This is a genomic window from Stakelama pacifica (assembly GCF_004361835.1).
In the GTDB taxonomy this organism is placed as follows: Bacteria; Pseudomonadota; Alphaproteobacteria; order Sphingomonadales; family Sphingomonadaceae; genus Sphingomonas; species Sphingomonas pacifica.
The window spans coordinates 23027-42428 of the sequence record NZ_SNWD01000003.1; the positions used below are offsets into that span (position 1 = coordinate 23027).

Annotated in this window: 20 protein-coding genes; 18 read left to right on the forward strand and 2 right to left on the reverse strand. The window is 63.7% G+C overall.

Features of this window, described 5'->3' with window-relative positions:
- Positions 1-301 precede the first annotated feature (301 nt).
- A complete protein-coding gene (locus tag EV664_RS05945; RefSeq protein ID WP_425326417.1) occupies positions 302-646 on the reverse strand; it encodes an AlpA family transcriptional regulator in 345 nt (114 codons plus the stop codon).
- On the reverse strand, positions 603-1064 hold the full coding sequence (locus tag EV664_RS05950) for a transcriptional regulator (protein WP_133494793.1): 462 nt from the start codon (positions 1062-1064) through the stop codon (positions 603-605). The genes EV664_RS05945 and EV664_RS05950 overlap by 44 nt, the downstream gene beginning before the upstream one ends.
- A 348-nt stretch (positions 1065-1412) precedes the next feature.
- Between EV664_RS05950 and EV664_RS05955 the strand changes: the two genes are divergently transcribed.
- The 18 genes from EV664_RS05955 to EV664_RS06040 are packed head-to-tail and all read left to right on the forward strand — an operon-like array spanning position 1413 to position 19396.
- Positions 1413-1757 (forward strand): TrbC/VirB2 family protein, encoded by a 345-nt coding sequence (locus EV664_RS05955; RefSeq protein WP_133494794.1) that lies wholly within the window; start codon positions 1413-1415, stop codon positions 1755-1757.
- 26 nt (positions 1758-1783) lie between these two features.
- Complete coding sequence (traL, locus tag EV664_RS05960; protein WP_007013892.1) at positions 1784-2071, forward strand: type IV conjugative transfer system protein TraL; 288 nt, start codon at positions 1784-1786, stop codon at positions 2069-2071.
- A 12-nt stretch (positions 2072-2083) separates the two neighbouring features.
- Positions 2084-2656 (forward strand): type IV conjugative transfer system protein TraE, encoded by a 573-nt coding sequence (locus EV664_RS05965; protein ID WP_133494795.1) that lies wholly within the window; start codon positions 2084-2086, stop codon positions 2654-2656.
- Positions 2656-3414 (forward strand): type-F conjugative transfer system secretin TraK, encoded by a 759-nt coding sequence (locus EV664_RS05970; RefSeq protein WP_133494796.1) that lies wholly within the window; start codon positions 2656-2658, stop codon positions 3412-3414. The genes EV664_RS05965 and EV664_RS05970 overlap by 1 nt, the downstream gene beginning before the upstream one ends.
- Positions 3407-4741 carry a TraB/TrbI/VirB10 family type IV secretion system protein gene (locus EV664_RS05975; protein WP_133494797.1) on the forward strand — a complete coding sequence of 445 codons (1335 nt, stop codon included), beginning with the start codon at positions 3407-3409 and terminating at the stop codon, positions 4739-4741. The genes EV664_RS05970 and EV664_RS05975 overlap by 8 nt, the downstream gene beginning before the upstream one ends.
- Complete coding sequence (locus EV664_RS05980) at positions 4738-5628, forward strand: DsbC family protein (RefSeq protein ID WP_133494798.1); 891 nt, start codon at positions 4738-4740, stop codon at positions 5626-5628. The genes EV664_RS05975 and EV664_RS05980 overlap by 4 nt, the downstream gene beginning before the upstream one ends.
- Before the next feature lie 5 nt (positions 5629-5633).
- Entirely contained in the window at positions 5634-6377 is a 744-nt protein-coding gene (locus tag EV664_RS05985) for a conjugal transfer protein TraV (RefSeq protein WP_133494799.1), read from the forward strand.
- Positions 6377-8923: a type IV secretion system protein TraC gene (traC, locus tag EV664_RS05990; RefSeq protein ID WP_133494800.1), complete on the forward strand. Its 2547-nt coding sequence runs from the start codon at positions 6377-6379 to the stop codon at positions 8921-8923. The genes EV664_RS05985 and traC overlap by 1 nt, the downstream gene beginning before the upstream one ends.
- A gap of 32 nt (positions 8924-8955) precedes the next feature.
- Positions 8956-9351, forward strand: coding sequence for a hypothetical protein (locus EV664_RS05995; RefSeq protein ID WP_133494801.1), 396 nt, complete (start codon positions 8956-8958; stop codon positions 9349-9351).
- Entirely contained in the window at positions 9348-9755 is a 408-nt protein-coding gene (locus tag EV664_RS06000) for a type-F conjugative transfer system protein TrbI (protein ID WP_133494802.1), read from the forward strand. Before EV664_RS05995 ends, EV664_RS06000 begins: the two co-directional genes overlap by 4 nt.
- A complete protein-coding gene (locus tag EV664_RS06005; protein WP_133494803.1) occupies positions 9742-10266 on the forward strand; it encodes a S26 family signal peptidase in 525 nt (174 codons plus the stop codon). Before EV664_RS06000 ends, EV664_RS06005 begins: the two co-directional genes overlap by 14 nt.
- Positions 10263-10907 (forward strand): type-F conjugative transfer system protein TraW, encoded by a 645-nt coding sequence (gene traW, locus EV664_RS06010; protein WP_133494804.1) that lies wholly within the window; start codon positions 10263-10265, stop codon positions 10905-10907. Before EV664_RS06005 ends, traW begins: the two co-directional genes overlap by 4 nt.
- Positions 10904-11932: a conjugal transfer pilus assembly protein TraU gene (gene traU / locus EV664_RS06015; RefSeq protein WP_133494805.1), complete on the forward strand. Its 1029-nt coding sequence runs from the start codon at positions 10904-10906 to the stop codon at positions 11930-11932. Before traW ends, traU begins: the two co-directional genes overlap by 4 nt.
- Before the next feature lie 50 nt (positions 11933-11982).
- A complete protein-coding gene (gene trbC, locus EV664_RS06020) occupies positions 11983-12693 on the forward strand; it encodes a type-F conjugative transfer system pilin assembly protein TrbC (protein WP_229668159.1) in 711 nt (236 codons plus the stop codon).
- Positions 12690-14411 (forward strand): conjugal transfer protein TraN, encoded by a 1722-nt coding sequence (locus tag EV664_RS06025; protein ID WP_133494807.1) that lies wholly within the window; start codon positions 12690-12692, stop codon positions 14409-14411. The genes trbC and EV664_RS06025 overlap by 4 nt, the downstream gene beginning before the upstream one ends.
- Positions 14392-15228, forward strand: coding sequence for a conjugal transfer protein TraF (locus EV664_RS06030; protein WP_133494808.1), 837 nt, complete (start codon positions 14392-14394; stop codon positions 15226-15228). The genes EV664_RS06025 and EV664_RS06030 overlap by 20 nt, the downstream gene beginning before the upstream one ends.
- Before the next feature lies 1 nt (position 15229).
- Complete coding sequence (locus tag EV664_RS06035) at positions 15230-16654, forward strand: conjugal transfer protein TraH (protein WP_133495055.1); 1425 nt, start codon at positions 15230-15232, stop codon at positions 16652-16654.
- 39 nt (positions 16655-16693) lie between these two features.
- On the forward strand, positions 16694-19396 hold the full coding sequence (locus tag EV664_RS06040) for a conjugal transfer protein TraG N-terminal domain-containing protein (protein ID WP_133494809.1): 2703 nt from the start codon (positions 16694-16696) through the stop codon (positions 19394-19396).
- Positions 19397-19402: the final 6 nt, after the last annotated feature.

Genomic DNA, 19402 nt, shown 5'->3' on the forward strand with positions numbered 1-19402 from the left:
CAACGATCGAATGTCAGCTTGAGTTACCAGCCGGCCCAACAACGGTCAGTCGGCACTCAGCTCCATTCTGACCATTCTAAGAACGTGAATGTACTGCTGCTTTCGATCAGTCGATCACGGCCAGCGAATGTCGGCTATGCTTGCGCTCTCTGTCAGCGACGGATTGGTTAGTCTGGCCGTCCTAAGTCAGGCACGCTAACGTGGCGGCCCCACAAAGCAGTCTCTCGACACCTCATTCTTGCGATGCTTCGCAACCATCCGAGCGGCCAGGCCCAAACTTCGCACGGCAATCCAATAATGATCAACTTCCGCCTTTCGCTATTTCACAAATCCATTGATCGATTTCCGCCTCGACCCAAACCGCGCACTTGGGTCCGAGCGAGCGCGACTTGGGGAAGCGCCCTTCGCTCATCCGCTGATAGATAGCCGAACGACGCAGGCCGACCCGGTCGATGACTTCGGGCAGCCGCAAGAGCCGGGGCGGCGAGGGGACTTGCGGAGATGCTTGATCTGCGCTCGCGCTGTCCTCGGACAACTGGGGATGTGCATTCATGATCGCTCCTGTCGGGTCAATTTCTCGGTCCCCTCCGAGGTGAATTGGATCAGCGCGGCAGCGCCATCGAAATGTCGCGGTTGGCAAAATCATCAATGTGCTTGGCAAGCATACGGGCGACGAGCTGCGAAGTGCCGTTCGCCCACCGGGGCCGCAAATCTTCGACGCGTCGCCCAAGCGTGCGTTCAAGCTGACCTGGCAAGGCCGTGAAGAAGTCCTCAAGAAACTCTCCCATTTCGCTGCGCATCCATTCGCAGGCGAGATCCTCCTGACCAGCCAACGCGAGGATCATGCTGGCGCGGGGAAAGGCGCCGCAGACATCGAGAACGCGCGCGGCTTCATCAACTCCTATCGGCCGATCGCCGCGCATCACACGAAGCAACGTCTCGCGGTGGATCCCGACTTCTCGAGCGATCTGGTGCTTGGGCTTGTCAGACGACTCGATTGCATGGGCAAGAATGTGCGCGAGGCTGGTGTTGGGCTCGCCTCGGAATGGCGCGGGTTGGTGCATCGACAAAAACTCCAACGATGAGGAACTGAGTCGTAGCCATATCGCGCGTGATCCATGTAGGAAAATGAAAAGAACATTCGAAGAACATCTCGTTTCTAGGCGAATCATCCCCTAGACCCGAGTCGCCGCCAATCACCGCCACGCATGTCGGGATTCGTCGACGCTAAATACGAGATAAGCCGCTGTTTCTGCGTATTATCGTCGACGCCGACCAATTGATGCGTCCATATCCGTCCGCCGCTTCAGCCCCAGCGTCAATCCGACTTTCCTACATCGATTTCCTAGATGCATGTGGAACACACAGCGAACGAAAGAACGCTGGGTTCACCCCTCCAGATGGAGCTCCATATGCAGTCTCTCACCCTCCCCCGGCGTTCCGGCGCCATCAATCAGAACCCCTCGAAGTTCGGGCGGGTCATGACCTTCGCGGTACCGCTTGCCGTCGCAGCACTGGCCGCCAGCGCCGCCTACGCTGGCGCCGACACGACCTTCACCCCTGCCCTCACGAAATTCACCGATTTCCTCGAAGGCTCGGGCGGCAAGATCATCACCGTCCTCAGCCTTGCAGGTGGCCTCATCGGTCTCGCATCGGGCCGGTTCTCGCTCGGACAGGTCGCTGTTCCGGTCGGTGTCGGCATCGGCGTGGGTACGGGTGTTCCGATCGTCACCTCGGTCGTCACCGCGGTCATCTGACGCATCGGACGGGAAGGCGCGTCGCCATGGCAGACCCATATATCATCCCGCGTCGGCTCGACGATCCGGAGCTTATCGGCTTCTGGACCATCGACGAGTTCGCCGGGATGCTCATCCCCTTCACCTGGGGGATCCTCAGCCAGCATATCTTTATCGGCATCATCGTTGCCTTCGGCGCCTGGTTCGCGCTGCGAAAGGCAAAAGCAGGACGCGCCAGCTCCTGGGTAGCCCATGCCGCCTATTGGTATCTGCCGGCCGGATTGCTGGGCCTGAAATCGACGCCGCCTTCCCACTGCCGCCTGCTTGCCGGTTGAGGGGAGATATCCATGTTTGCCGACATTTCACACGAGCGTCAGCAGTCGCTGCTGCGCCAGCGCAACCTCTTTGCGCTCACCAGCGCCGGACTTGGCATTGCGCTCGTCGTAGCGGTCAGCCTTGCTGCCACCCGCGACCGCGAAGTCGTGCTCCTGCCAACGCTCCCTAAGCAGCTCACCGTCAGCAGCGCGGGAGTCGAGGCCGACTATCTCGAACTCGTGACCCGCGATGCCGCGCTCGTTCTCCTCAATCGCAGCCCCGAGGGTCTCGACTACTGGATGAACGAGATCCTGAAGCTCGCCGATCCGGCAAGCTACGGACAGCTAAAGGCCGATCTCGTCCGGATCGTCGAAGAGCAGCGGGGTTCGGACGTCACCCAAGCCTTCGTCATCCGCTCGATGACCGTCGACCCCAAGGGGCTGACGTCCGACGTGACTGGGACGCTAAAGACCTTTGTCGGTGCCCAGGTCATCGCGAGCGACGAGCGCCGTTTCCGCTTCAACTGGACCTACCGGGGCCTGCGTCTCGCGCTGTCAGGCTTCAGCCAGTTGCCCACCAAAGACCCAACGAAGGAGGCCCAGTGATGGCTTACCGACGCAAGACGCGCGCGCGGAGCCTGGCTCTTTGCGCCAGCACCATGCTCGCATTTTCAGGAAGCGGCGCTCAGGCCGCCGATCAGTTCAAACAGGCTGCAGATGGAGCAAGCATCGAATGCGCCGTGTCGGCCCGCGAGCTGACGCGCTTCGCGCTCGTCGACGACCAGTTTGCCAGCGTCTCGAAGATCTCGACCGGCACGCCCTACAACGACTTTGCGGTCACCAACGAACCGCTGCGCGGCGACATCTACGTGTCGGTGCCCGAGACCTATGCGGCGCGGTCGATCAGCTTCTTCGCCACGACCAAGAAGGGCTTCGTCTACAAGGTTTCCTGCCAGGTCGAGCCTGTCCCGGCAATGCAGGTCTTCATCACCAACCCGGCTATCGCGACAAACAAGGCATCTGGCTGGGAAAGCGAAACGCCGCTGGAGACGAGCGCGGTGCGGCTGATCCAGGCCATGGCCAATGACCGGACGGTCGATGGCTTCGAAGTCAGGCAATCCTCAGCCCTTCCGGCACGGGTCGGCGATCTCGAAATCCAGCTCATCGCCGTTTACCGCGGCAGCGCGCTCGCCGGAAAGGTCATCCGCCTGGCGAACCGTGGCCGCAAGCCGCTGACGCTTGCCGAAGCGGATCTCGCCTCCTCCCAGACACTCGCAATCTCGATCGCCCAGCCCACTCTCAAATCGGGAGAAAGCACGGTCGCCTTCATCGTCGGTTCGAACGGAGGGTTGGGTCATGACTGATGCTCCCTCGACATCAACGCCGATACAGGCCGATCCGGCATCGCCGTCGCCAGTAACCAGCCTCAACGCGAAGACCGCGCGGCGGCAGAAGCTTCTGCTTGGCTCGTTGGGCGCACTCGCGCTTGTCGGCGGCAGCTGGTTCATCCTGGGCGGGGACGATAGCGCGAAGAGCGATGATCCCACCGCCGCGCAGACCATCGACACGGCAGGGCTCATCAATCGCGACCTCTCGCAGCGCGAGTTCGTCGCGACTTACGGCAACCGTCTCGATGCCGTGACCCGCGAGCAGAAGGCCATGAAGGACGCGAGCCTCCCGCGCGAGGAAATCGAATCCCAGCTGGCCGCACTCAAGGCGGAAAACCAGGCCATGCGAGTCGACGGCCAGGCCGCAATCGATGCGATCTCGGCTGAGAACGCGGATCTCAAGTCGCGCCTCGCCAGCCAGGCCGCCCCGGCAGCCGCAAGCCTACCACCACCGGCCTATGGCCCGCAGGCGGGTGGCTACGATGCGCGCGGTCGACCGGTTCAGCCTGCCCCTGCGGGTTCTGCGCTGGGCGCAAGCGAAACCGGCCTGCCCGGTCCCGGTGAAGTCAAACTCATGAGCTTCACCGCCGACAAGGCAGGAGCCAGCGGACTGCGGGCGGCTCGCCCGGAAGCGCCGCCGGTGGTGGTCGAGGACTCGCCGGACTATCTCCCGCCCAATTCCTATGCTCCTGCCAAGGTCATCGTCGGCGTCGATGCGTCGGCGGGTGTCGCAAGCCAGACCGATCCGCTTCCCGTGGTGCTGCGCATTACCGGTCCGGCGCGATCGGTCATGCAGAACGGCAAGGTTCTGACCACGCGGCTTCAGGGCTGCATCGTCAATGGCGCAGCGCGCGGCGATCTCTCGTCCGAGAAGGTTTATGTGAAGCTGGCGCGGATGACCTGCGACCAGCCCGGCGGGCGCGTCGCGGTGAGCGAGGTCAAAGGCTTCATCAGCTTTGCTGGAAAATCGGGCGTGCGTGGCCGTGTCGTCAGCCGCGAGGGCAGCCTTGTCAGCCAGGCTCTGCTTGCCGGGATTGTCGGCGGGTTCGGGCGCGGCTTTTCGGCGAACGCCAACAGCGTCTTCTCCGGCGTCACGACCAATGCCGATGGCACCCGCTCGAAGCTCTCTGCCGGCGACATCCTCGGCGGTGGGCTCGGCCAGGGCGCTGCCGATGCCGCCGATACGGTCAGCAAATATCTGATCGAGCGCGCCGAACAATACCAACCCGTCGTCGAGATGCCGACCGGCATCGATGTCGAGATCGTCTTCCTCGACGGCGTCTACGTGAGGAACTCCCAATGACCCCTGCCGCAAACGATCCAACCCCCACCAAGCCGCGGCGCTGGCTGCGACCGGTGGCGACCGTTGCTGCCGTCGTCGCCCTGTCAGCCGCAACCGGTTGGGGCGTGGCCAGCCTCGCTTCCCCGGCCCAGGCTCCCGACACGGCCAAGGTGCGCGCCGCACTTAAGCTGCGTCTCCCGAAGACGCCGATCGATGCGATTACCTGCGATGGCCTTGGCGGCCTGTGCGAAGTCGCCTCGAAATCGACGCTGTTCTACGTCGATCGCGCGGCCAAATATCTGGTGATCGGGCGCATCTACGACATGGAGGCGCGGCAAGACCTGACGGCAGCCCGTCTCCTCGCACTCAACCCAGACTTGCTGGCTGCTGGTGCTGCACGGCGGAGCAATGCCAACGAAGATAGCCAGCCCGCCCCGCGCGCCACCCCGCAGAAGGTATCGCTCGCCGGCCTGCCCGCGAACGGCGCGATCACCTGGGGACCAGCCAACGGCCCCAAGGTCGTCGTTTTCTCCGATTTCCACTGCGGCTACTGCAAGAAGCTCGAAGCCGAACTGAAGGCGATCGGCGCGCGCGTCGAGGAGCGGCCCATTTCGATCTTCGGGGCCGACAGCCGCCGCGATGCCGAACGGGTGCTGTGCTCGCCGCGCCCCGAGCTGTCCCTGCATATGGCCTATTCGGGTCTCGCCCTCGCCAATCCAAAGCCCTGTGACACCAGCGGGCTCGATGCCAACGAAGCCTTTGCCAAGGCCCATGGCTTCAACGGAACGCCGGTGGTCGTACGCCCGTCGGACGGCGCGATCCTTGAAGGATATCGCCCGGCTTCCGTGCTCCGTGAATTCCTCAAGCCCGCGAAAGCGGTCGCCCTCGCTCCGGCCAAGAAAGGATAATCGTCATGGGATTTTCCCACCGTATTCTCGCCTCTGCCTGCCTTGCCGTGCTGACCAGCGGCTGCGCCACCTTCGGCACCAATATCGAAGGCGATTTCACCTGTCGTGCCCCCAAGGGCGACTGCGCACCCAGCCAGGTGATCGATGCGCGCGCGACCAGGGATTTGTCCGCGACCGGACCGGTCCAGGATAGGCTGCGTCCGCCTGTTTCCGTCGCGTCCGGCGATCAGGGCCGCACCTCCGAACGGACGCTCAGGATCGTCTTTCCGGCGCACATCGATGAGACCGGAACGCTGCACGACGATGCGGTCGCCTGGGCGGTCGTCGAAAATCCGCGCTGGGCCGCAGAACTGCGCCGCAAGGCAGGCGAGGATACCGCCCCGCCGCTGATGCGGCAGCTCAGGCGCCAGCTAAAGGCCGCGCAGGCCAAGAGCGATCTCCTGAACGAAACCACGGCCCTTCCCCCGGCCGAACAGCCTGAAGCCGAGACGTTCGATCTCGGACAACCCTTTCAGCCTTTGTCCTCGCTTGAGGACATCCCCTCTGCCTCGCCGCTGGTCCTCCCCTCCACGGCGCGCGAGGCGGTTGCCGGTGCGAGCGCACCGGCGGTCGAGGGGTTCGACATGGCGCAGCCCCCGCATGATCGAACCCCTCGGCCCTCTGCCGACAAGGCCCCGCTGATCTTCCCGACCATCGAGGCGATCGAGGCCGCCAAGAACGCCGCCAAGGCACAGAAGGAGCCCAAGTGATGGCCGAGAAACTCAAGACGATCGTTGACAGGCTCCTCACCGGTCTTCTGGGCGATGCCGAGCACGCTGAACATGACCGGCCTGCCCTGATGCTCGATCTGCTGTCGGACTGGCTTCCTTACCGGGTCTACGATCCGGCGAGCCGGCTCTATTTCAACGCGCGCTCGAAAGGCTTCGTGCTTTCAGTCACTCCCCTGATCGGGGCGGACGAACGCACCGGCGAGATCCTCGGGTCATTCTTTTCCGAGGGACTTCCGGCAGGCGCCTGTCTCCAGGTCCTGCATCTTGCCTCTCCGCGCATCAGCCGGATCGTCGCACCCTGGTTTGCGCCGCGCTATGTCCAGGGCGGCGTCTACGAGGCGATTGCCCGTCACCGCGCACATCGGCTCTACGGCCTCGTCTGGGAATCGGGTTCGCAGGACGCGCCCTTTCACGCCCGGCACCATCAGGTCATCGTCTCGGTCGGCGTGCCTGCCGCCAAGGCGGTCAGCAACGAAGATCTCAAGCAGACCCGCGACGGCCTCATCGCCATGCTGAAGTCGCTCAATCTGGGCGTTGCCGAAGTCGAACCACAGCAACTGATCGCCATCATCGACGACCTGACTTCGCCGACCACCGCGCCGCAAGACGATGCCGTGCCCTATAATCCGAACGACGCGATCGCGGCCCAGGCGATCCGGCACGATATCGAGCTCGTCATCCACGAAGACCGGATGCGGCTCGTCACCGAGCGGTTTCGTGCGACGGGCAAGATCGAAGACGGCGTTCCCGAGATCGGCACGGTCTACCCCGATGCCTTCGACGTGCGGCATTTTTCCTCGCGCAACATGCCCCAGCGCTGGGCGCCGTGGGAATGCGCGCGGCTCATTGGCGACATGTTCACCGACAAGCTGCGCTTCCCCTGCCCGGCCGCGACGATGCTGTGCCTCGTCTATCCCGACCAGGAAGCCGCTTCGGCCAAGGCCGGCTTCAAGTTCATGCGTACGACGAGCCTTGCTGGAACGCGCAGTGCGCGTTTTCTGCCCCGCATCGGCGAGCAGGCGGCAGAGTGGCAGCATGTGCAATCCGAGCTGCAGGAAGGCCGACGTTTGGTGCGGGTCTTCTATGGCCTGACGACCTACTCCCCGCTCGGCCGCGGGGACCGCGACGAACGCGCGATCAAGTCGATCTACAAGGCGGCGGGCTGGGATCTTGCCGATGAGCGATACCTGCAGATCCAGGGGCTGCTCGCGGCCATGCCGATGACGCTGGCCGATGGGCTTGGTGCGGACATGGAGCGCCTCAAGCGCTTCAAGACCGTGCTCTCGACGACAGCGGCCAATATCGCTCCCATGCAGGGCGAGTATCTCGGCAGCGTCCATCCGCACCTGCTGTTCGTCGGCCGGCGCGGCCAGCCCTTCTTCTGGTCGCCGTTCGAGAACGATGCTGGCAACCACAATGTCGCGATCTGCGGCAAGTCGGGATCGGGGAAGTCTGTGCTGCTGCAGGAAATGTGCGCGGCGCTTCGGGGTGCGGGCGCGCAGGTCGTGGTCATCGACGACGGACGCAGCTTCGAGCATTCGGTGAAGCTGCAAGGCGGCCGGTTCGTCGAGTTCACGATGAAGGCGGGCTTCTGCCTCAATCCGTTCTCGATGATCGATGGCGAGCGCGCGGCCGAAGACGAGGATTACCGGCTCGACTGCTTCGGCATGGTCAAGGCGATCGTCGGCCAGATGGCGCGGCACAGCGCAAAGCTTAACGACACCGAGCGCGGCCTGATCGATCGGGCGGTCAACATGGTCTGGAGCGAACGGGGCGTCGATGCCTCGATCACCGGCGTCGGCGAAGCACTGACCGGTCTCGGCAATGAAGCCGCGAGCGATCTCGCCACCGCGCTTGCGCCATACATGGCCGGCGGCACCTATGGCGCCTTCTTCGAAGGCCAGGCAAGCCTCGATCTCGACACCGATTTCACCGTCTTCGAGATGTCGGACCTTGCCGCCCGCGAGGAACTGCGCAGCGTCGTACTCTCGGCGATCATGTTCATGACCAGCCAGGCCATGACCCGCAGCCCGCGCTCGGTGAGGAAGCTGCTGCTGATCGATGAGGCGTGGTCGATGCTCAAGGGCGGCTCGATGGGCGAGTTCGTCGAAACCTATGCCCGCACCTGCCGCAAATATGGCGGGGCGCTGGCAACTGCGACGCAGTCACTCAACGACTATTACAAGTCCGACGGCGCGACCGCTGCGCTCGAAAACAGCGACTGGATGCTGATCCTCCAGCAGAAGCCCGAGACGATCGCCGATTTCAAGGCGTCGAAGCGCCTCGACATGGACGATCGCACCGAGACCCTGATCCGCAGCCTGAAGCGTTCGGGGAGCGACTATTCGGAAGTCTTCATCAAGGGCCCGGAGACCGAAGCCATCGGCCGGCTCGTCCTCGACGACTATTCGGCGACGCTGTTCTCAAGCTCGCCCCAGACCTTTGCCGCGATCGATGCCGAAATCGCGCGCGGCCACCAGCTTGCCGACGCGATCGAACGGATCGCCTTTGCCAATCGAACCTGACTTCTCCCTCCATCCAAGGACACCCAAAACCGATGCCACTCCATCTCGTCACGCCTATCGACCGGGCCCAGGACGCCCGTGCCGACAGCGACAGCCTCGAATTGCCGGACAAGGGCTGGCGGTCTCATGCCGCCGACCTTTGCTACATCGTGCTTCGCGGCAGCACCTTCCTCGCCTCGAGCTACCTCATGGCGCTCGGGCTCCCGCTGCTCTTCTTCCTTCTGATTTCCGGCGGAGATGCCGGGGTCTTCTTCGCCCATCTCGCCAATATTTCGGACCGCTTTCTCGGCGCCGAGCAAGGCCGCCAGATCGGCTTCCTCGACGAGTTCAAGTTCGTGCTCATCGGTGTCGCAACGCTCGTCGTGGTCTGGCGCCTGCCGCGCTTCATCAACGATCTCGAGCGCGAGCTTTCGGGAGAAAAGCTGTGAAGAACATATTGGCAACAGAGTCCCTGCGCGGCCGCATGGGTGCGGTGAACTGGACCGCCGTCGCGCTCGGGTTGAGCATGGTCGGCTCGGCGCTCTGGGGTGTCTGGGCTACCGACAAGCTTCTCGCGCTCGACAAGCGCGAAGTGGTGACCGTGCAACTGAGCCGCATCATGGGCGACTTCATCGAAGCCGAGGCGCGCGCGGGAAGACCGCCAGAAGAAACCAAGATGCGCGTCCAGGCCTATCTCCAGGCGGTCGAAGCCTCGGTCGAACATCTGGGCCGCGAGGGCCGCACGGTCCTTGTCGCCGAAGCGGTGGTGGCTGGCAGCACGCCCGATCTCACCGAAGCCGTGCGCGCCGATGTCGCGCGCCGCGTGGGAGCCATTCCCGATGCGCGCCGCTGATCTTGTCCTCCACTCGCCAACCGGGCGGCGCCTCGCGCTGTGGGCAGGGCTTGGCGCGGCAACGCTCGCGCTCACCTCGCTCGCCGCCTTCTCGAAGGACCATGCGCTGATGATCAACGCCAGTCCGAGCCTGCCTTACTGGGCGATCTGGCTCGATCGGGGCGCGCTGCCGCAGCGCGGCGAGATCATCCTGTTCGATCCGCCCGCTTCACCGCTGCTCGAAAGGCACTTCGGCAAGAAGCCCAAGCCGTTCGGCAAAAAGGTGAGCGGAATGCCCGGCGACATCGTGACCGAGAAGGAGCGCAGCTTCTTCGTAAATGGCCGCAAGGTTGCGGTAGCCAAGCGCGCAAGCCGTTTCGGCGAGCCGCTGGCTCTCGGTCCGACGGGCGTGGTGCCTCAAGGCTGCTATTTCGTCACCACCGCGCACAAGGACGGTTTCGACAGCCGCTATGCGGCGATCGGGTGGATCTGCGCCAGGCGCATTCTCGGGGTCGGGAGGCCGATCCTGTGACACCGCTGCGCGCCGCCCCATTCCTCGTAGTTGCTCTTCTGATGGCCGCGCCGGCAAGCGCCCGCGACTACGGCCAGCAAGGCACGGTCTGGTCCGTGATCGAGCCTGACCTGCTCGAGCAAATCCATGCGCGTCTCACCCATCTCGAGAAGACCGGCGAGACGGCCAAGCTCAACGAGGAGCTGAAGCGGCGCACGATCGCGCGCGTCAACCGCCCTGAGCCAGTCGCGGGGATCAATGCCGCGGCGGCGGCGCGTAGCTGGCGGTTTGATCCGACGATCAGCGTGGAGCGCGACATTGCCGACGACAAGGGCCGGGTGATCGTCGCCGCCGGAACTCGGGTTAATCCGCTCGACACCGTACCGCTGCGTGTGCCGCTGGTTTTCCTCGACGGCGATGATCCCGAGCAGCTTGCCTGGGCAACCCGGCGCTATGCCAGCACCAAGGCCAAACTCATCCTCATTCGCGGCGCGCCGCTTGAACTGATGAAGGCCCGCCAGCGCCGCTTCTATTTCGACCAGGGCGGCAACCTCGTGAAGCATTTCGGCATCCAAGCCGTGCCCGCAACCGTCGAGCAGCAGGGCCGCGTGCTCATCGTCACCGAGCAGCCGGTTCGCCCCAAGGAGCGCGCATCGTCATGAGCATAAAAAATCGTCTTCTCACACGGATATGCTGCGCGCTCCTTGCATGCAGTCTCAGCCTTGCTGCGGCTTCGCCAGCGCAGGCTTCTGCCGGTCCGGGCCGCTGCACAGGCAAGTTCGTCAATCCGATCACGGACATCTGCTGGTCGTGCCTGTTTCCGATCTCGGTTGGCGGTCTGAAGATCTGGCCGTCGAGCCGTCCCGATACGAGCAACCCGACGCTTCCCGTTTGCCTCTGCGGTTTGCGGCCGGGCATTGCCATGGGCTTCTGGGAGCCCGTGCGGCTTGCCGACGTCAGCATGAAGCCCTGGTGCTTCGTCAATCTCGGCGGGATGAAACTCGATCCCGGCTTCGACATCGGGTTCAAGTCGATGGCGGGACCCTCGGCGGTGGGCGGGGCGACGCAGTACAATTCGCAGTGGCATGTCCATTGGTATGCCTATCCGCTGATCTACTGGATGGAGATCGTCGCCGATTTCCTGTGCCTGGAATCGGGCTCGGTCGACATTCTCTACATCACCGAGATCGATCCGCTCTGGCAGGACAGCGAACTCACCGCGATCATCAATCCCGAAGCGGTTCTCTTCGCCAATCCGCTCGCGCTTGCGGCCTGTGCGGCTGACTGCGTTGCTGCGACGGCCAAGCTCCCGACCGACGAACTTTTCTGGTGTGCGGGATGCCAGGGAAGCATGTATCCTTTGAACGGCAATGTCTCGGCGACGATTGGGCACGTCCAGGCATCGCGGCTCGCCCTCGCCCGCTTCTCCTATAAGCTCCACCGCGAACTCGTGGCCTGGGGCACGATGGGCAGCAAGGGGCTCTGCGGCAAGTATCTGATGCCGGTGCTGAGGAAGCAGCAATACCGCTTCCAGGCCACCAATCCCAATCCGCAGACCAAGGGCCGCTACGCCTGCGCGCCCATTGGCGCATCCACAACCTTCATGTCGGCAGGCCAGGTCTATCCCGCCATCGGCGAGGACATGGGCTATCTGGTCTGGCGCAAACGGAACTGCTGCGCGTTATGAAAATACTCCCTCATCTCCTTGTAATCGCGTCGATCACTGGCGCCGCCGCTATGGCGGGAGCCGCAGCGCAGACGAGCGAGCCGGAGCTCGATCTCGAAGCGATACGCGCCCGCGCCAAGGTCGAGGCGGGCGAAGCCGATGCGCTTGCGGCCAGTGCCCGCGCGCGCGCCGAAGCGGTCCTTAGCCAAGCCAATGCCAGCGCCGCCGAAGCCCAGGCGCACGGCAAGCGCTACACCGAGCAGGCGGCAAGATCCGCGCGGCCAGAAAGCGAGGACGTCTTCGACTTCGACAAGATGGTGGCCGACGCGGGCACCATGGCCAGCGAGGGCTTGGGTGAAGCACCCCGCTTCATTGCCTTCGCTTCGCTCTCGATGCCGCCGGCAGCCTTGCGCGCCATGGCGGACGACGTCGCCCGCGCAGGCGGTGTGGTCGTGCTTCGCGGGCTGCCAGGGGGCAGCGCCAAGACCCTGACTGCGGCGCTCGCGAAAGTCGCAGCGGACGGCGGCAAGCTCGACGCGGTCGGCATCGATCCGCGCCTGTTTCGCGCCTTCGGGGTCGAGGCGGTCCCCACCTATGTGGTGAGCAGCAGCGATTTCGATCTCTGCGATGGCTTCGAGTGCCGGACCCAGGTTCCGCCCCACGACCGGATGAGCGGCAATGTCAGCGTGTCCTATGCGCTCGAAACCTTCGCGCAAGGCGGTGGTCCCGGCGCGCTCCTCGCATCCCAGCATCTCGCCCGCCTGCAACGGAGTGACCCATGAAGCGGCTTCTCCTTCCCCTTCTCTATCTCGCCTGCGCCTGTCTGCCGGCAAGCGTCTCGGCCCAAACCACGACCGATGCCGCCAAGGCAGACGGCAAGGCGTTCGGGCGCGATCAGGCGGCCGCTGCGCAGAGCGCGGCGACGACCGACCCGGATGCAAACCGCATTCCCAATTTCGGGGGAGTGCCGAACCAGTCGGGCTATTTCGACGATCCCGACCGGATGGCGCGTGAAGCCGCGAGCCAGGCAACGGCGAACACCGGCTACCGGACCATGCGCGATTCCATGGATCGCCGTGCGCAGTTCGCGCCCCAGGACCTCGACGCGGTTGTCGCGCGCAGCAATGTCATCAACGACGATCCGCTCTCCTACACCAGCGGCATGAGCATCAGCGGGAGCCAGGGCCGCTGCGTCCCCCTGCCTCCGGGAACCGGCACCGCAGCGCGCTACATGGCGACCTGCAACGTTGGCTATACCGCGACCCAGGAGACCAGAAGCTGCCCGGTGAGGCTGGATGCCACGATCGAGCAGCGGCAGGTCTATGGCTACTACTGCGTCGGCGGGAGCGGCGTCGATCCGGCGTCGATCTACAATTGCAATCGCTACCCGGCGCCGCAGTGCACGGTCACGCAGTCCTATCCGATCAATCTGTGCGATCCCTATCTCGGTATCTACTGGGGCTGCAACTCGGGCGACCTACGCGTCGATCTCGTGAGCTGCACCGCGCCGGTCGATGGCGCGACACCCTACAGCGTGACCGGCGAGAATGTCGTCACGACAAGCCGCGATGAAAGCCAGTGCGCGGGTTTTGCTGCAGACAATTCATGTCAGCAGGACACCGAGACCTGCACCGACAGCGATCCGGTCACCCGGATCGTCGACGGCATCGCGGTCACCCAGCCCTGCTGGGCGTGGTCGCGCAGCTATACCTGCGCCCAATTTACGCAAGCTCAGGACTGCCAGACGCTGGAAAGCACGCCCGGCTGCTCGCTGGTGCGCGAAGACTGCCTTTCGGGTGAGCCCTGTCGGACCTGGGAGCGGGTCTACGACTGCCCGGTCCCGGACCAGCCTGCCGATACCAGCCAGTTTATCTGCGACGGCGACGTCTATTGCATCGATGGCTCCTGCGAGACGATCGAGCGCGAGGCCAACGACGAGTTCAAGGACGCAGTCGTCGCGCTCAACGCGATGGACCAGGCACGGCGCGAGTTCGATCCCGACACGCTCACCCTGTTCAAGGGCACGCGCAATACCTGCTCATCCAAAGTCTTCGGCGTGCTCAATTGCTGCAAGGGTAAAGGCTTCCCGCTCATTCCGGGTATCCAGCTGCTCGTCGCGCTCGGCTGCAGCCGCGAGGAAATGCTGCTTCACCAGCGCGATGCGCAGGGCCTGTGCGCCTATGTCGGGACCTATTGCTCGGACAGCTTCCTGGGCGTCTGCCTCACCAAGAAGAAGGTCTATTGCTGCTTTGAATCCAAGCTTTCGCGGATCCTGCAGGAACAGGGGCGCCAGCAGCTGAACAAGCCCTGGGGCAAGCCCAAGACCGAGCAGTGCCTTGGCTTTACCATCGACGAGTTTTCGCGGCTCGATCTCTCGAAGATGGATTTTAGCGAGGTCTACGCCGAATTCACCGACGCCGCGCGCCTGCCGGACGAACTCCAGGCCGCCACCGAAATCCAGCAGAAAATCGAGGACTATTATGCCCGCGCCAGCCAATAAGGCCGCCCGGCGGCTGCTTGCCGCCTTCCTCTCGCTCACCGCTGTTGCGCCCGCGCTCAGTGCTCCGGCACGCGGGCAGGAACCGCCCCTGGTCACGACCAGCGACAGCCAGGACAGCTTCTACTGCGAGGAGCGACGACTTGGTTACTGGTTCTATTGCACCAGGCCCAAGCCGCCCGAAGGGCAGGAGGAGGCATCCGAGCCTGATCCGAGTGCGACGAGCCGGCTCGATGCCATCACGGCAAATCTACGCGAACTGAAAGCCAAGGCGATTCTCGAGCCGACGCCGGCCAATGTGACGGCCTATATCCGCTTCCAGCGCGCTCAGCTCGACCGGGCATCTCTGTTTAGCGATGTCTGGCAGCGGGCGATCTGGCAGGATCCTGACCTCGACTATACGCTCCAGCGTCCGGTCTCGACGCTCGGCAAGCGCCAGTGGCAGGACTCGCGCAACGCCGAGCGCAATGCGGTGATGGCGCAGCTGTCCGAACGCTACGGGCTGTTCTACTTCTTCGCCCAGAGCTGCGGCGCCTGCGAAGTCATGTCGCCGATCGTCCAGAGCGTCGCTTCGACCTGGCACATCACGGTGCGCGCGATTTCGACCGACGGTGGCCCCTCGCGCCATTTCCCGAACTACACTGTCGAGACCAACCAGCGCAGCCGCATGGGGCTCGAACCCAAGGTCACGCCGGCGGTGGTGCTCTGGGATGCCGCCAAGGGCCAGCCCATCCCGATCGGTTACGGCGTGATGAGCGCCGACGAGCTGCAGGACCGCATTTACCTCCTCACATCGAAGGAAGCCGGACGTGACTACTAGGATGAAACGTGCCGTCGCCGCGATCCTCGCGGCTACTCTCCCCCTTACCAGCGCATCGGCCGATGTCGGCAGTTCGATGGACTCGTTCCTCAACGATGTTGGCGGCGCCGCTAACGTCAATGGGCCGACCGCGTTCGAGGGCCAATCGGCAGGCTATTACAGCCTCGGCAACGTCTGGACGCGCTTCCCGCAGAAGACGACCAACATCGCCAATCTGCAACTGCCGCGCGCCCGTGCGGGCTGCGGCGGCATCGACATCTTTGCCGGATCCTTCAGCTTCATCAACGCGAGCGAGATCGTCGCAATGCTGAAGGCTGTCGCCAACAATGCGGTCGGCTTTGCTTTCAGCCTGGCGATCGACACGGTCTGCCCGGAATGCTCGAAGATCATGCAGGAGTTCAGCCAGAAGGCTCAGCTCATGAACAACCTCAACATCAACTCCTGCGAAATGGCGCAGGGACTGGTGGGCGGCATCTGGCCCAAGGGCGATCTGGCCGACAAGGCGATCTGCGAGGCGATCGGCAATTCGGAAGGCATCTTCACCGACTATGCAGCCGCCAAGCACGGGTGCGGCACCAAAGGCCAGCGGTCGAGCACGACGGCGCAGGGCTCGGGCAAATATGACGACGTCAATCCCGCCGTGGCGAGAAACTACACCTGGACGATCCTCAAAAAGTCCGCATTCTTTTCGCCGAATGGCACTTTCGACGAGGAACTTGCCGAATATGCGATGACGCTCCTGGGCACGATCATCTACGTCCCGCCGAAGGACGACGAGCCGGGCAAGTTCGTGCCGATCGTCGGGGAAGCGTCCTCCACGCTGGTCACCTCACTACTCGATGGGACGAGCAGCGGGAACGTCCTGATCTTCGACTGCGACGAGCCGGACAAGTGCCTCGATCCAGGCTTCAAGTCGCTCAGCCTTCCCGCATCGAAGGCGCTGCGCCCGCGGGTTGCAGCCCTGATTGCCGGTATGGTCCAGGCGATCCATGAGGATACCGCGATCACCGATGCACAGAAAGAGCTGCTCCAGGTCGCTTCGATCCCGCTCTACAAGATCCTGACGGTCCAGGCGGCCTATGGCCGCGGCATGCCAACCGACGATCGCGAGACACTGGCGGAGATCGCGAGCGTCGATCTTCTGTTCGCCGTCCTCGACCGGATCGTCAGCGAAGCGGGCCGCTCAATGTCGAGCTTCATCGGCGCGGACGAGGCCAAGATCGCGATGTGGCAGGGCCAGGTGAATGTCGTTCGGCAGGCACTCGCCGACCGGCAGGCGAACACGCATCTGAAGGTCAACGCCATCATGCAGATCATCGAGAAGACCGCGTTCATCGAGAACGTGCTCGCTGCCTCGATGTCGCCCGGCATGGCCGCCTCGCTCGACTGGTCGCGCGGCGTGCAGTCGCGCGCCCTTACCCACTGATCCCTTTCTGCGCGCCGAAAGAGGCGGGAGCCCAGCATCATGGTCGAGATTTTCACAGTTGGCGGCGGCGACTACCTGGTCAATGTCTTTCAGGCGGTCGCCGCCTGGACGGGCAATGGAGGCTACAAGAGCCTCCTGCAGGTCGTCATGGTCATGGGGCTTGGCCTCTCCGCCATAACGCTGGCGTTCAATCAGGATTGGCGGGCCTGGATCAACTGGTTCCTGGGCGCGACGCTGATCTATTCGTGCCTGATGGTGCCGCGGCTCGACGTCCATGTGACCGACCGGCTCAACCCTAGTCTTGCTCCGGCCAATGTCAGCAATGTGCCGCTGGGGCTTGCGCTGATGGCGAGCTTCACGAGCCAGGTCGGCGACTATCTGACCGGCTCGGCCGAGGTGGTCTTTGGGCTGCCGGGCGATCTCAACTACTCGAAGAATGGCATGATCTACGGCGCGCGGCTCTACGATGCTACGCGGTCCTTGCGCATTTCCGACCCGGAATTTGCCGCCAATCTCGACGAGCATTTCCGGCAATGCGTGTTCTACGACGTGCTGCTTGGCCGATATTCGATGAAGGAGCTCGCCGAGACCAGCGACATCTGGACGACCATTGCGCCCGGTAGCCAGGCGCGGGCCCAGCGCTTTCTGACCCGCGACACCGGGACGGGTCAGGTGACTTCGAATATCATCACCTGCCGCGAAGCCTATGATGCGCTGAACGCGCAGTGGGCCGGACTGATCGACGGCATGGGGACGGTCTTCGGACGCCAGCTTTATCCCAACCAGACCGCCGCCCTCGCCAAGGCCAAGCTCTTTGCTGACCTTCCGGTGGCTTACCAGTACCTCACCGGGGTCTCGGCCAATGCGACCGAGATCTTCAAGCAGACGCTGACGATCAACGCGATGAGCCAGGCCATGCATTCGATGGCGGCAACGAGCGGCGCGGGCAATGTCGATGTCTACGCCCAGACGCGCGCCGATATCCAGACCGAGCGGACCTACGGCTCGATTGCCAGCAACGCGATGAAGTGGGTGCCGCTCCTCAATGTCGTGCTGACTGTGCTTTTCTACGCCCTGTTTCCGGTCCTCTTCCCCCTGTTCCTGTTGCCCAAGACCGGACCGCTGGCACTCAAAGGCTATGTGACAGGTTTTTTCTACCTGGCGGCATGGGGACCGCTGTTCGTGATCCTGCACATGATGCTGATGTACAAAGGCGCCGCAGACATGAGCGCGGTTGCTGGAAGCAGCGGGCTCAGTCTTGCAAGCTTCACCGGCATGGCCGATGTGAACAGCGATATCGGGCTGCTCGCAGGCTATCTCATCGCCTCGGTGCCGTTTCTGGCAGGCGGCGTCGCCAAGGGCGCCATGGCGATTTCGCACCATGCGACAAGCTATCTCAATCCGAGCCAGAACGCTGCCGAGGAAGCGGCGCGCGAGGCAAGCACGGGCAACGTCTCGCTGGGCAATACGAGCTTCGAGAATTCGAGCGTCCTGACGCGCCAGTTCGCACAAGGGACGATCGCGCCAAGCTTCACCTATGGCGCGACGCAGACCCGGACATTCAGCGACACGGGCTCGATGACGACGAGTTTCCCCGAAGCCAGCTATGACCAGCTTCCCAACTCGAGCTATCCCTTCACGCCCAGCCTCGGACAGGAGTTCACCTCGCGCCTGTCGACGATGGCATCGCAAGCCCGCTCGAACAGCGAGAGCTATGCGAACATTGCGACGGAATCGACCACCAGCGCGGTCACGAAGTTCCGGGAGCTGCGCAGCCAATTCAGCCGCGGATCGGCCTTCGAGAGCGCAACCGGCGCATCCAACTCCGACAGCATTCAGACCGCCTTCAACGAGGTCGACCAGGCATCGACAAACCTTCAGCGCCAGTTCGGCCTATCGCGGAGGGCCGCTGACGACATTTCGACCGCTTGGTTCCTTGGGGGCGAAGCCGGCGCCAGCGCTGGTGTCACGAACGGTGTGGCGTCTGCAAATGTCGGATTGAAAGGAGGCGGTACCCGCACCTGGACCGACAGCGATATCGGCATCGCATCCGAAGATCGCTTACGCATCTTCGGCAGCCTCGCGCAGATGTCGGACAGTCGGAACTGGTCGAGCACGCGCGATGGATTTGTTCGCAGCGTCAACACCTCGTCGAGTTCCTCGATTTCGTCGACCGCGAGCGGCATGAACGCTTCGCTGACCGAGGCCCAGAGTTACAGCCGCGAAGCGCGGCGGGCTGAGGAACTGGCAAATCGCCTCGAAAGTCAGGCATCGTTCTTCGAAGGTAACAGCGCCGCAGGCAGCCTCAACCTGTCACAGGCCTACCGCGAATGGGGATTGGTCGAGATCGAGCGCAATCGCGACTTCTACGGCAATGTCCGATTCGACGACCTGACGTTTCAGCTCAGTCCGGAAGGTCAGGCGCTGCAGGGCAAATTCATCGAAAGCTACGCTGAACAGCTGCGCGACGGGATCGAGGACAGGCTCGTACTGACGCCAGGACAGCCAATCTCGCGCCCTTCGGTCACAGGACCCGGATCTGTACGCGGCCGCGCCCAAATCGGTGGAGGGGTCTCTGGAAACGTGCCGCAGGTGGACCCGGGCACTGTTCACGACGAAGTGCAGCGCGCGCAGAATGCCGGTCGCCAACGCATCCGCGGTTCCAGAGGCCGCCTCGATGCGGTTACCCGGGGCGCTCAGGGTGCGAGCGCAGAGTCGGCAGATGAGGTGAAGGAATGGTGACAAAAA